General features: G+C 73.2%; 14 protein-coding genes. 3 read left to right on the top strand and 11 right to left on the bottom strand.

Annotated features, from left to right (window positions below):
• The 3 genes from ACQEVB_RS24175 (at position 1) to ACQEVB_RS24165 (ending at position 1,930) form a co-directional block, all read left to right on the top strand.
• Positions 1-492: a flavin reductase family protein gene (locus tag ACQEVB_RS24175; RefSeq protein ID WP_432975192.1), complete on the top strand. Its 492-nt coding sequence runs from the start codon at positions 1-3 to the stop codon at positions 490-492.
• A gap of 2 nt (positions 493-494) precedes the next feature.
• On the top strand, positions 495-1,544 hold the full coding sequence (locus ACQEVB_RS24170) for a 3,4-dihydroxy-2-butanone-4-phosphate synthase (RefSeq protein ID WP_432975189.1): 1,050 nt from the start codon (positions 495-497) through the stop codon (positions 1,542-1,544).
• A gap of 128 nt (positions 1,545-1,672) precedes the next feature.
• Entirely contained in the window at positions 1,673-1,930 is a 258-nt protein-coding gene (locus ACQEVB_RS24165; RefSeq protein WP_432975186.1) for a hypothetical protein, read from the top strand.
• Positions 1,931-2,018: 88 nt separating this feature from the next.
• Here the strand turns inward: ACQEVB_RS24165 and ACQEVB_RS24160 are convergent, their stop codons facing one another.
• From ACQEVB_RS24160 to ACQEVB_RS24110, 11 genes are all read right to left on the bottom strand, one after another.
• Complete coding sequence (locus tag ACQEVB_RS24160; RefSeq protein WP_432975183.1) at positions 2,019-3,038, bottom strand: zinc-dependent alcohol dehydrogenase family protein; 1,020 nt, start codon at positions 3,036-3,038, stop codon at positions 2,019-2,021.
• On the bottom strand, positions 3,035-3,514 hold the full coding sequence (locus ACQEVB_RS24155; RefSeq protein ID WP_432975180.1) for a hypothetical protein: 480 nt from the start codon (positions 3,512-3,514) through the stop codon (positions 3,035-3,037). The genes ACQEVB_RS24160 and ACQEVB_RS24155 overlap by 4 nt, the downstream gene beginning before the upstream one ends.
• Complete coding sequence (locus ACQEVB_RS24150; RefSeq protein WP_432975177.1) at positions 3,511-3,921, bottom strand: Zn-ribbon domain-containing OB-fold protein; 411 nt, start codon at positions 3,919-3,921, stop codon at positions 3,511-3,513. Before ACQEVB_RS24150 ends, ACQEVB_RS24155 begins: the two co-directional genes overlap by 4 nt.
• An 8-nt stretch (positions 3,922-3,929) precedes the next feature.
• Positions 3,930-5,072: a thiolase C-terminal domain-containing protein gene (locus tag ACQEVB_RS24145; RefSeq protein ID WP_432975174.1), complete on the bottom strand. Its 1,143-nt coding sequence runs from the start codon at positions 5,070-5,072 to the stop codon at positions 3,930-3,932.
• A complete protein-coding gene (locus ACQEVB_RS24140; RefSeq protein ID WP_432975171.1) occupies positions 5,069-6,646 on the bottom strand; it encodes a class I adenylate-forming enzyme family protein in 1,578 nt (525 codons plus the stop codon). The genes ACQEVB_RS24145 and ACQEVB_RS24140 overlap by 4 nt, the downstream gene beginning before the upstream one ends.
• A gap of 4 nt (positions 6,647-6,650) precedes the next feature.
• Entirely contained in the window at positions 6,651-7,094 is a 444-nt protein-coding gene (locus ACQEVB_RS24135; protein WP_432975168.1) for a nuclear transport factor 2 family protein, read from the bottom strand.
• Between the two features lie 100 nt (positions 7,095-7,194).
• The gene (locus tag ACQEVB_RS24130) at positions 7,195-8,328 is read right to left on the bottom strand and encodes a substrate-binding domain-containing protein (RefSeq protein WP_432975165.1); all 1,134 of its coding nucleotides are present in this window, start codon (positions 8,326-8,328) and stop codon (positions 7,195-7,197) included.
• Between the two features lie 27 nt (positions 8,329-8,355).
• Complete coding sequence (locus ACQEVB_RS24125; RefSeq protein ID WP_432975162.1) at positions 8,356-9,372, bottom strand: ABC transporter permease; 1,017 nt, start codon at positions 9,370-9,372, stop codon at positions 8,356-8,358.
• Positions 9,369-10,871: a sugar ABC transporter ATP-binding protein gene (locus ACQEVB_RS24120; RefSeq protein WP_432975159.1), complete on the bottom strand. Its 1,503-nt coding sequence runs from the start codon at positions 10,869-10,871 to the stop codon at positions 9,369-9,371. The genes ACQEVB_RS24125 and ACQEVB_RS24120 overlap by 4 nt, the downstream gene beginning before the upstream one ends.
• 42 nt (positions 10,872-10,913) lie before the next feature.
• Positions 10,914-11,669, bottom strand: coding sequence for an SDR family oxidoreductase (locus tag ACQEVB_RS24115; RefSeq protein ID WP_432975156.1), 756 nt, complete (start codon positions 11,667-11,669; stop codon positions 10,914-10,916).
• Entirely contained in the window at positions 11,666-12,499 is an 834-nt protein-coding gene (locus ACQEVB_RS24110) for an LLM class F420-dependent oxidoreductase (RefSeq protein ID WP_432975153.1), read from the bottom strand. Before ACQEVB_RS24110 ends, ACQEVB_RS24115 begins: the two co-directional genes overlap by 4 nt.
• Positions 12,500-12,503: the final 4 nt, after the last annotated feature.

Below are 12,503 nucleotides of genomic sequence, written 5' to 3'. Positions count from 1 at the left end.
ATGCTCCGACCTGCCGGCGACACCGAGACCCTGCGCCGGGTCTACGGCAGCTTCCCGACCGGCGTGATCGCGCTGGCCGCCCTCCGCGGCGGCCAGCCGGTCGGGCTGGCCGCCAGCTCGTTCACGGCCGTCTCGCTCGCACCGCCACTGGTGTCGGTGTCGATCCAGCTCACGTCGACGACGTGGCCGCTGCTCGCCGACCGCCCCCGGCTCGGCCTCTCCGTGCTCAGCGCCACCCAGCACCGCGCCTGCCGGCAGCTCGCGGCCAAGGACGGCGATCGCTTCGCCGGCCTCGACTGGTTCACCGGCCAGGACGGCGCGGTGCTGCTGCACAGCGCAACGGCCTGGATGACCTGCACGATCGACACCACCGTGCCCGCCGGTGACCACGTGCTCGTCGTGCTGCGCGTCCACGAGCTCGGCAGCCGACCCGACAGCCCGCTCGTGTTCCACGGCAGCGTCTTCCACCGGCTGCAGCCGGTGGAGTCCTAGTCATGGACCGGATCCCCGCCGCCGACGCGCTCGCCGCCGGACGACCCGTCGTGCTCGTCGACGACCTCGACCCCGGCCGCGGCGGCGACCTGGTCCTCGCCGCGTCCCTGGCCACCCCGACGCTGCTCGCCTTCGCCGTCCGGCACACCTCCGGCTTCGTCTGCGTCGCCCTCCCGGGCAGCACCTGCGACCAGCTCCGCCTCTCCCCCATGCGGCACGACGACCCGTCCGGCACCGGGACCGCCTACCAGGTCACCGTCGACCTGCACGGCGTCGGCACGGGCATCTCCGCGACCGCCCGCGCCGCCACCATCACCGCGCTGGCCTCGCCGACGTCCACCGCGACCGACTTCGTCCGGCCAGGACACGTCGTTCCGCTGCGCGCCCGATCCGGCGGCGTGCTGAGCCGGCCGGGGCACACCGAGGCAGCGGTCGACCTCGCCCGGCTCGCCGGCCTCCCGTCCGCCGCCGCGCTCAGCGCCATCGTGTCCCGGGAACGGCCGAGCCACCTGGCCCACGGGGCGGAACTCGACCGCTTCGCACGGGAGCACCAGCTGGCCACGATCTCCCTCACCGAGCTGATCGGGTTCCGTCGCCGTCGGGAACCGCAGGTCCGCCGCATCGTCGAGACGTCCCTGCCCACGCGACACGGGCGGTTCCGCGCCGTCGGCTACGCGGACCTCGGCGACGGTGCGGAACACGTAGCGCTGCTCGCCGGCCCGGTCGACCCGTCCACGCCTGTCCACGTGCACGTCGAATGCCTCACCGGCGACGCGCTGGGCTCGACCGGCTGCCCGTGTCGACGACGGCTCGACCGCGCACTGTCCACGTTCGCCACCGACGGTCGCGGGATCGTCGTCTACGTCAGACCCACCCGAGCCGTTCGGGCCTGCGGGCTGCCCGGATCCACCGACCACCGCGGCACTGCAACCGCGGAACGGATCCTCGCCGACCTCGGCGTGATCAACCAGGTCGACCCTGACATGCCGGCTACAGCCCGGCTCGACGCGCGGCCGTCAGCCGCTACCTCCGGTGGGCGGGCTGCGGGCTGATCTGACCTTCGTGGTTCGCACTTCGGCCGGCACGGCTCGGGATGATCACCGGCGGGTTCAACCTGCTGTGGGCCGCCGTCACCGTCCTGATGATCGTGCGACCTGGCTCGACCACCGGCGTGTGAGGCGTGGGCATCCGTCTGCTGACCGGGTTCGCCGCCGTCGAGCTCGGCTCCCTGCTGGTGCTGCTGGTCAACCTCGCTATGGCGCACGTGCCGGCCGTCGCGGCCCTCTTCGGGCCGCTGCACGGCACCGCCTACGTCGCCGCGATCGTCGGCGCCGCCCTGCGCGCGGGCACCTGGAGCCTCCCGACGCTGCTCAGCGTCGTCCCCGGGGTGGGCGCCACGCTCGCGGTCACGGTGCTGCGCCGCCGCGGACCCGCGTGACCGCCGCGACTTCACCCGCGGACGGCCTCCACCACCGGCACTCCGGCGGGCGCCGCATGACCGTCGACTACCTCCCGGGTCAGTGCACCTAGAGCTCTATGACGATCTTGCCGAACGGCCCGTCGTCCAGCCGGTCGAGCGCGGCGGGCAGGTCCGCCAGGCCGTAGCTGCTGTCCACCACCGGCTGGAGACCGGAACGGCCGACCGCGCGCACGAGATCCTCCAGGGCGCGCCGGTGCCCGGTCGCGATGCCCTGGATCGTGACGTCCTTGAGCATCAGCGGCATCACGCGAGTGCTGATCTCGAAGCCCTCCAGAGCGCCGATCTGCGAGACCCGTCCACCGACGGCCGCCAACTGCACGGCAGTCCCGAGGTGCGGACCGCCGACGATCTCGAGGACGTGGTCGGCTCCCCGGTCGCCGGTGATCCGTAGGACGGTCTCGGGCCAGTCCTCCTGTCGTCGGTCCACGGTGTGCGTCGCACCCAGCGCGGCCGCGGGCTCGAGCTTGTCGGCGCTCGCGGACACGATCACCTCGGCGCCGTGCATCGCCCCGATCTGGATCCCGAACAGGGCCACTCCCCCGGTCCCCTCGACCAGGACGGTCTGCCCGGCCTGGACGCCGCCGCGCTCCACCAGCGCGAACCAGGCCGTGAGCCCCGCGCACGGCAGCGTGGCGGCCTCGGCGTGCTTCAACGAGTCGGGTGCCGCCACGAACCAGCCTTCGGGGAAGGCCACGTACTCCGCGAGCACACCCGGGTAGAAGCCGCCGAGCGTCCGGTAGGCGGGCGTCCGCGCCGTGCCGGGCCGGCGCCCGTCGACCCAGTCCGGGGTGAAGGTCGAGATGACGCGGTCGCCCACGGCGAAGCGGGTGGCATCCTCGCCCACCGCCACGACCGTGCCGGAGAGGTCCGAGCCGGGGGTGAAGGGGAACTCGAGCGGCAGCCCCCGGCCGGTCTCGACGACCATCTTGTCCCGGTGGTTGAGCGACACCGCGGCGACCTCGACGAGGACCTCGCCCGGTCGTGGCTCGGGCGTCGGCACGTCCTTGAGCTCGAGTCGCTCGCGGCCGATGCCGTCCATCTCCCAGCGTTGCATCGCGTACTTCATCGCCCTCTCGTCATGTGGTGCTCGGCTGACCGGCTCGGTTGATCGGCGCGGTAGGCGCGAGCGACGGGCAGCACCGCCGCGCGCGCCCGGATGGGGTCCGACATCTCCGCGCGGAGGGCGAGGATGCCTGCGGAGCGGTGCTCGTGGGTCACCGCGTCCGGCCGCGCGATCACGAGGGTGTGGAAGTGCGGGTGCTGCTCGCCGAACACGACCGCGTAGACGCGCTCGGCGCCGACTCCCGTCCGCACGGCCCTCGTCAGGTCGCGCAGCCGGACCCCGTACGTCGCGGCTTCATCGTCGTCGAGCCCGTCGGTACCCACGACGTGGCGCCGGGCGCGGAGCACGAACCAGCCCGGCACCTCGTACCCGGGGAAGATCTCGCACGACCAGAGCTCGTCGCAGAAGACCACGGTGGCCGGGTCCGCGGTCTCGAGCGAGCACGGCAGGCAGTCGCCTTCGGCTCTCCCCGCCGTCATGCGCGGCGCCAGACGGGCAGCGCCGCGGCCGGGTCGGGCGCGAAGTCGAGGACGACGCGCTCCCCGATCGGCAGCGCGGCGTCGGCCCGGCGGAGCCGGCCCGGGATGCGGACGCCCTCGTCGAGGTCGACGAGCGCCACCGAGTAGGGGATCTCCTCGGCCGGTCGCCCGTCGAACGGCACGTCGACCTGGCAGCGGGCGTAGAGGGTGCCGCCCCCGCCGGCGTCGGTCCAGGTGACGTCGGCCGACCAGCAGGTCGGGCACCAGCGACGGGGGAAGAAGAACGGCCGCCGGCACGCGGCGCAGAACGGGAGCACCAGGCGCCCCGCGGCGAGGCCCTGCCAGAACGGCTCGGAGACCGCCGACATCGCGCAGTCGGCCGGTGCCACCGGGACGTGATCGGACATCGCTCGCCTCACTCCCGGCCCAAGATCATGACGCCGTTCATCCCGAAGTAGCCGCCCGCCCCCGCGACCATCACGAACCGTGGATCGGGCAGCTGCCGCGCCCCGGCCTGCCCGCGCAACTGGCGCACGGCCTCGGTCACGTGGAGCATGCTGGCCACGTGCCCCTGGGAGAGGTGCCCTCCGTGCGTGTTCACGGGGCAGCGGGCCCCGATCTCCAGGTTGCCGTCCAGGGCGTAGTCCCCGCCCGTCCCGCGCTTGCAGAAGCCCAGCTCCTCCAGGAAGACGATCACCGAGATGGTGAACGCGTCGTGGACCTGGAGCAGGTCGATGTCGGAACGCCGCAACCCGGCCGCGGCGAGGGCACGCGCGCCGACCTCCTCGATGCGCAGCTCGGTGATACCGGGGAACTGGCCGATGTTGCGGTGCGACGAGTTCATCGCCGACGACAGCACGCGCACCGGCGCGGCCCCGAGCTCGCGCGCGACCTCGGCCGAGGCCACGATGACGGCGCCGCCGCCGTCGACGATCACCGACGAGTCCAGCAGCTTGATCGGCGACGCGATCGGCCGTGACGACAGGTAGTCGTCCATCGTCATCGGGCGGCGCATCACCGCGTTGTCGGTCATCGCCGCGTGCCGCCGGGCCGCCATCGCCACCGCCCCGAACCCTTCGAGCGTGGAGCCGTGCTCGGCCATGTGCCGCGCCATCACCAGCGCGTACGGGATCACGGAGCCGACCAGCCCGAACGGTGCCTCGAACTCCAGGTCGTCGGCTGCCATGGTCCAGCCGCGGCCCTGCTTGGTCCGCCCGGTCGCCGCTGCCTCGCCGAAGGTGCACGCCACCAGCGAGCACTCGCCGCGCTCGATGGCCGCGATCGCGTTGCCGATCATGTGCAGGGGGCTCAGGATGCCGCCGACGTCGATCGTCGCCTGCCGCGCCAGGCGGATCCCCAGGTACTCGTTGAGGCTCGCCGAGAACATCGGGAACGGCCGGAAGTAGGGCCCGAGGTCGAACAGGCCGTCCAGGTCGCCCACCGCGACGCCGGCGTCGGCGCACGCGGTGATGACGGCCTCGGCCTGCAGGTCCACCGCGGTGCGGCCGGGCTGCTTGCCGAGCGCCGTCTCCCCGATCCCCACGATCGCGTGGCTCATGAGGCACTCCTCTCTCCCGCGCCCGTGGCGCGGCGGGCGCGGTCCACCAGCTCGGCCATGGCCGTCTTGCCCGCGGCGGTCTTCGGCAGCGCGTCCAGCAGGATGACCTGGCGCGGGGTCTGGTAGCCGGCCATGCGCGCCCGCACCCAGCCGATGACGTCGTCCGGGGTGAGCGTCGGGTCGTCGGTCACGACCGCGGCGACGACCCGCTCGTCGTAGCGCGGATCGGGCACCCCGAAGACCGCGCAGTCCCGGATCGCCGGGTGCTGCGCCAGCTGGGCAGTGACCTCCCGCGGGTACACGTTGACCCCGGCCGTGCGGATCATCTCCTTGAGCCGCCCGGCGATGTGCAGCATGCCGTCGGCATCGATGCGCCCCAGGTCCCCGGTGTGCAGCCAGCCGCCGCGGAACGCCGCCGCCGTGGCCTCCGGGTCGTCCAGGTAGCCGTCCATGACCGAGTGCGAGCGCACGCAGATCTCCCCCACCTCGCCGGGGGCGACCTCCCCGCCGTCGGGGTCCTGGATGGACAGCACGACTCCCGGGACGGGTGTGCCGACCGTCGCCAGGTGCTGCTCGCACACCTCGGGGCGGGCGCTGGCGATGAACGCGCTGTTCTCGGTCTGCCCGTAGATGTGCTCGACCGTCATCGCCGGGGCGCCGCGCTCGCGGATCCGCTCGATCACCGGCAGCACCGAGGTGGTCGGGTCGAAGCTCGCGAAGACGATCGTGCGCAGCGAGGACAGGTCCGCGTCGGCGAACCCGTCGGCCTCCACCATGGCCTGCAGCACGAGGGGCACGGCGAAGAAGGAGTGGCACCGGTGGCGTTCGATGAGCCGCAGCGCGCGGGCCGGGTCGAACCGCCGAGCCATGACGATGGAGCCGCCGAGCACCAGGTACTGGCGCATCATCGACCACGTGCCGCCGTGGTAGGGCGCCTGGTAGACAAAGAGCCGCTCGTCGGGACGCACCCCGGTGGCCAGCGCGCCGGCGAGCGAGTCGGCCATCGTGGCGCGCTGGCTGAGCACGGCGGCCTTCGGTACACCGGTGGTCCCGCTGGTGAAGATGATCAGGTGCGGGTCGTCGAGCTCGGCCTCGGACTCCGGCGGGGCACCGTCGCCGGCGATCAGCTCGGTCGCCCACGATGCCCCGCCCACGCCGAGGACGTCGACGCCGCCCGCGGCTCCCGTGAGCTCCTGCTGCTCCCTCCCGACCAGCACGAGCCCAGCCCGGGTCCGCTCGACGAACGACCGGACCGCCGCAGCGGGCAGGCTCGTGTTGAGCGGCACCAGCACCGCACCGATGCGCGCGGTCGCGCAGTACAGCGCGACGTAGTCGATCCCCAGCGCGTCCGCGACGGCGACGACGTCGCCGCGCCGCACACCGCGCCCGGCCAGGCCCGCGGCCATCCGCCCGACGCGCTCGACGAGCTCGGCCCACGTGACCGCGCCGTCGTCGTCGATCAGCGCCGTCCGGCCGCCGCGGTAGCGCGCGTGCGACGCGACGGCGTCCCACAGACCGAGCCCGGCCCGCGGCGACCGCACGTCCCCGTGGGCCCGCTCCCGGATGTCGACCATCGCCTCAGCGGCCCAGCGCGACGACGGTGACCATCGGGTTGTGGTACTCGACCCAGCGCGAGATCAGCCCGCCGGTGAAGAAGAACAGGCCGATGTACTCGTTGTCGTACCGCCGGCCGGTCCGCTCGCGCACCGCGTTCGTCGCGTAGATGACCGCGATCCCGCCCGACTCGATCTCCCAACTCTGCGACGCGGAGATCGCGAAGGGGACGAAGGTGGTGTACGTCCAGCTCAGCAGGGCGTGGAGTTCGTCGGGGGTGCGGCACTTGCGCGTCATCCCCGGCGCCTGCCAGGGGACCTCCATCTTGAGGTCCTTCGTGAAGGCCGCGACGCACTCGTCGATCCGGCCGTTGGTGAAGTCGTCGAAGAGCCGGTCGACGAACTCCCGACGGACTTTCCCGTTCTCCGTCGTCGAGACGGGGAGATCGAAGTCGTTCGACAGTGCCATGGTCGTCCCTTCCGTACCTGTGTCGAGTCTTCGGGCCGCGCCGGCGAGCGTCACCCTCCAACCGGCGCCGCCCGGCCCGGCCCGCCGCTCCACGCGGCGATCAGCGCGCCGCGCCCCACAGCTGCTGGAACTTCCGGTCGACCCCGGGGACCACCGGGGTGATGCCGTCGACCTTCAGGTCGGTGTCGGCGACGTTGTCCTTCGTGACCACCCAGAACCGCGGCAGCTGCGAGGGCACTTCGGGCACCCCGGTCACGTGCCGGACGATCGAGTCCAACCCGGCGAGGTACGTCTCGACGTACGGCCAGGGGACGGACGCCAGCTGGTCACCGGTCCTGATGTACTGCCAGGTGGTGGCGCCGCCGCCCTGGCCGACGATCTTGACGTGGTCGAGTCCCGCCGCCTTCAGCGCCGCGGGCAGGCCGGAGCCGAGGCTGTCGATGGCCAGCACCACGTAGTCCACGTCCGGGTGCGCACGCAGGTAGCCGACGACGAGCTGCGGCACGCCGTTGCCCAGCGCCGTGATCGGGACGTCGTGCGACGCCGTGGGGCAACCCGGGCACAGGTCCTTCATCGACGCCAGGTACTCGTCCTGGAGCTTCGAGAGGTTGTCGAACGCCGGCACGTTGACGTAGACGGCGTTGGCGCGGCCCCCGCTGTCGGCGACCACCGATGCCGCCATCAACCGGCCGGTCTCGCGCTGCTGGTCGGGGGTGCAGATGGCGAAGTCGATGCCGTTGCCCTGGGGGTTGGTCGAGCATGCGCTGACCATCCAGGTTCCGTTGGCCTTCAGCTCCGGCAGGTAGCGCTCGTAGACGCTGCGGTCGATGCCGACGTAGATGGCGCCGTCGGCGCGGTCGCGCACGATCTGGGCGAAGGCCTGCTGCTGCGAGCCCGGGCTGCCGTCGGTCGTCAGCACGTTGAGCCGCCAGCCGAGCTTGTCGGTGGCGGACTTCAGCACGCCGGCGATCACGTTGCAGTCCGCGGCCGGGCAGCTGACGAAGTCGACGACCTTGCCGGCGGGCACCGGCGCGCCGACCGGGGTCGTGAGCGTGAGGTCGGCGGGGCGTGTCGACGCCCCCTCCAGGAGGGCGGTGGCCCGCTGGACGCCGGCCTGGTCGACGGGCTCCGAGGCGGCCTGGCTGCCGCCGCCACTGCTACTGCCACTGCCGCACGCGGCGAGCACCAGCGCCGACGCGGCGGCCAGCAGGACGAGACGAGACTTCCTCCGCATGGGAACTCCTGTGTTCCGGGAGAGGGATCAGCCGCGGCGGATGCGACGGCGTTGGAGACCGGTGGCGGCGAGCGCACCGATGAGGACGACGCCGGTGAACATGTCGGCGGCGTAGTTGGGGGCGGTGGACAGCGACAGCCCGACCGTGCCCGCCCCGAGCATGACGACGGCGATGAGCGTGCCCCACGCGTTGAACCGGCCGCCCTTGAACTGGGTCGCACCCACGAAGACGGCGGCGAAGGCGGGGAGGAGGTAGGCGGTGCCCGCCGTCGGTGATCCGGCGGAGATCGAGGAGGCCAGGCACAGCCCCGCGAATCCGGCGAGGCCGGAGGACACCAGCAGGCTTGCGAATCGGAGCCGGTCGACCCCGATCGCCGCGAGGCGGGCGGCGTCGGGGTTGAACCCGACGGCGTAGAGCCGCCGGCCGACCGCGGTGTGCTCCAGCACGAACCACAGGACCGCCGCCACGACGACGGCGTAGACGGCCGGTCCGGTCAGGCCCACGAGCTGGACCTGGGCGAGCCGTGCGAACCCACCGGCCAGCTCGACACCCGCGATGATCTGGGCGTTGGTGAACAGGATGATGAACGCCTGCACCAGGGAGCCCGTCGCCAGCGTGCCGATGAACGAGTCGATGCGCATCACCACCACGACCAGCCCGTTGACCACACCGACGGCCAGCGCGGCCAGCATGCCGAGCAGCATCGCCGGGATCGCGTCCATGCCGTGCACCACGAGGTGCGCCGCGGTCACGCCGGAGAGCGTCATCACGTACGCGAAGGACAGGTCGAAGGTGCGGGTCGCCAGCGGCACCACCAGTGCCAGCGCCGCCAGCGCCGTGATCGAGTAGCCGTTCGCCACCTGCTTGACGGTGGCCAGGGTCGGGTAGGTGTGCGGCAGCGCGATGCTGAAGGCCACCACGATCACCACCAGGACGTAGCCGGCGCCGATGGACCGAGGGCTCAGCGCGGTCGCCCACCGGCCCCATGCCCGCTCCGTCGCAGGCGGCCGGGAAGCTGTCGGGCGCTCGAGGGTGCCGGTCATCTCTGCCCCGTCTCTTCCATCGCGCGGATCAGCGCGTGCTCGGTGAGGTCGTCGCCGGCCAGCTCGCGGAGGACGTGACCGTCGCCCAGCACGAGCACCCGGCTGCACAGCGCCAGCAGGTCGCCGACGTCCGCCGAGGCCACGATGACCGCCAGCCCGGCGCGGGCCCGCTCGGCGACCAGCTCGTAGATCGCCTGGCGCGCGGCGGGATCCACGCCCGCCGTCGGGTCGGACAGCAGCAGCACCCGGGGGTCGCGCGCCAGGCACCGGGCGAACACCACCTTCTGCTGGTTGCCGCCGCTGAGCGTGCTGATCCCGGCCCGGTCGCTCGCGGCCTGCACCCGGACGTCGGCCATCCACCGGGCGACGGCGCTGCGCTCGCGCCGGTGCGACAGCTCCGGCCCGCGGCGGAGCCGGCCGAGGATCGAGATGGTCAGGTTCTCCGCCACCGACATGCTCGGCAGCACGGCGTCGCGCAACCGGTCGGACGGGACGATCGGCAGGTTGAGCCGGCTCGCCCTGGACACGTGGACCGCGGTCGCCGATCCGAGACCGATCTCCCCGTCGGCCCCGGACACCGCGCCGGCGAGCACGGGCACCACCTCGGCGGCCCCGGAGCCGGGGAGCCCGGCGATCCCGAGGACCTCGCCCTCCCGCAGTTCGAGCGACACTCCGTCGAGGTGGCGGGCGCGGACGTCCCGCGCGGTGAGGGCGATCGGGTTGCCCGCGGCGGAGGGCAACCCGGCTCGGTAGTCGACGTCGACGTCGGCACCCGCCATCAGGGCGGCGAGCGTGTCCGGCCCGAGGCCGGCCGTCGGCCGGGTGGCCACGACGCGACCGCCGCGCAGCACGGTCACGCGGTCCGCCAGTGCCAGCACCTCGTCCAGCCGGTGCGAGACGTAGAGGATGCTCGTTCCGCGCGCCCGCACCGCCCGGACGATCTCGATCAGGTGCTCGGCCTCGCCCGGCGGGAGGACGGCGGTCGGCTCGTCGAGGACGAGCACGCCCGTGCCGCCCTCCCAGCCGGCCAGGGCCGCGGCGATCGCGACCACGGTCCGCTGCACCGGGGTGGCCGCGGCGAGCGGTGCGTGGACGTCGAGGTCCACCGCGAAGTCGGCGAGGAGCTCGTGGGTCCGCGCCACCTGGGCCCGCCACCGGATGCGGCCGGCGGACGTGAGGAACTCGCTGCGCAGCGCCAGGTTGTCCACCGCGGACAGCTCCAGGACCAGGCCGAGGTCCTGGTGCACGAAGCGCAACCGGTCGCGACCGGCACCGGTGGAGTGGGACAGGGACTCGCCGGCGAGCCGGATCTCCGAGCCCGGGTCGGGGGTGTGGTAGCCGGCCAGGACCTTGATCAGGGTCGACTTGCCGGACCCGTTCTGGCCGACGAGGGCGTGGATCTCGCCGGCACGGACCTCGAGGTCGACGGCGTCGAGCGCTGTCGTCCCCGGGAACGTCTTGGTGAGTCCGCGCACGTCGAGGACGGATGGGACGGTCACGTGCACCTCTCCTTCGAGGCAGCACCGCACGGGGTGGGGCGTTCAGACGAGCGCGTAGCCCCCGTCGACCGGGACGACCGATCCGGTCGCGTAGGTCTGGGTCATGCAGTACACGTAGGCGCGGGCCACCTCGGCGACCTCGCCGACGTGCCCGACGAGGTTGGTCTCGGCGGTCCGCCGGAACATCGCCTCGCGCGTTGCCTCGTCCAGGTCCGCCCACATGCCGGTGCGGGTGAACCCCGGGCGGACGACGTTCACCCGGACCGGCGTGAGCTCCATGGCCAGCGCCTTGGTCAGGGCCTCCATGGCGCCGCAGATGCCGGCGAGCACGCCGGACGTGGCCTGCGGCCGCGCCGCGGCCGCACCGCTGGTCAGCGTGATCGATCCGTCGCGGGCGAGGTGCGGCACGGCGGCGCCGATGGTGGTCAGCGCGCCGAAGTACCGCGTCTCGAACGCCCGGCGCACGTCGTCGACCGGGAGCGTGGTGATCGGCCCGGTGACGGGCGGGTCGGCCGCGGTGTAGGCGAGGTGGTCGACCCGCCCGATCCGGCCCAGGACCGCGTCGAGGCCCGCACGGTCGAGGGCGCTGGTCACGTGCCCCTCGACGCCGTCGGGCAGCCGGGCGAGCGCCCGGTCGACCGACTCCGCGGAACGGGCGACCACTGCGACCCGTGCCCCGGCGCGCGCGGTCGCGTCGGCCACGCCCAGCCCGAAGCCGGACGCGCCGCCCACGACCACGACGGTCTTGGCAGCCAGCGGGTCCGCAGCAGCCAAGGTCTCGCCGTACTCCGCGATCATCGCAGGCCCAACGCCGTCGCGAGCTGACCGAGGCTGTCGAGCACGGTGCGGTCGTCGGTCAGGACCTGCACCGGGACGTGGTCGGCCCCGGCCGCGTGGAACTCCTCCAGCCGATCCGCCACCTGCTGCGCGGTCCCGTGCGCGACGACGGCGTCGGTCAGCCGGTCGCTGCCGTCGCCGGCGAGATCGTCGTCGCCGAACCCGATCCGTTTCCAGCTCGCCCGGTAGTTCGTCTTGCGGATGGACGTCGCGAAGGACCGACGAGCGACGGCCCTGGCCCGCTCGACGTCCGTCGTGAGCAGCGCCTTGTGCTCGGGCGCCAGGAACGCGTCGGCGCCCAGGAGCCGCCGGGCGTCGGCCGTGTGCGCCGGGATCGTCAGGTACGGGTGGGCGCCAGCGGACCGCGTCGACGCCAGCCGCAGCGCCTTCGGACCCTGCGCCGCGACGACCCGCCGCTCGGCCGGGACGTCGTGCTCGTCGAGCACGTCCAGGTACTCGGCGAGCGCGCCGAGCGGCGACCGGTACTCCTGGTGCAGCTCGGGATGTCCGACCCCGATGCCGAGCAGGAAGCGGCCGGGGAACGCCTTGTCGATCCGGTGGTACGACTCGGCGACCGTGCGCGGGTCGGCCGTCCAGATGTTGACGATGCCGGTGGCGAGCACCAGCCGCTCCGTCGCCTCCAGCAGGGGTTCGGCCCAGTCCAGCTCGGCGGCCGGTGAGCCGGCCACCCAGTAGGCGCCGAACCCCCACCGCTCGACCGCCTGGGCGGTCTCGACGGCCGGGGCTCCGACACCCCACACGCCGTACCGTCCGAGGTCGGGCTTGGTCATGGTC

This window comes from Pseudonocardia sp. CA-107938, from assembly GCF_050936315.1.
GTDB lineage: Bacteria > Actinomycetota > Actinomycetes > Mycobacteriales > Pseudonocardiaceae > Pseudonocardia.
The sequence above is the reverse complement of the archived record's forward strand: the minus strand, read 5'-3'. Positions and strand labels throughout refer to the sequence as shown.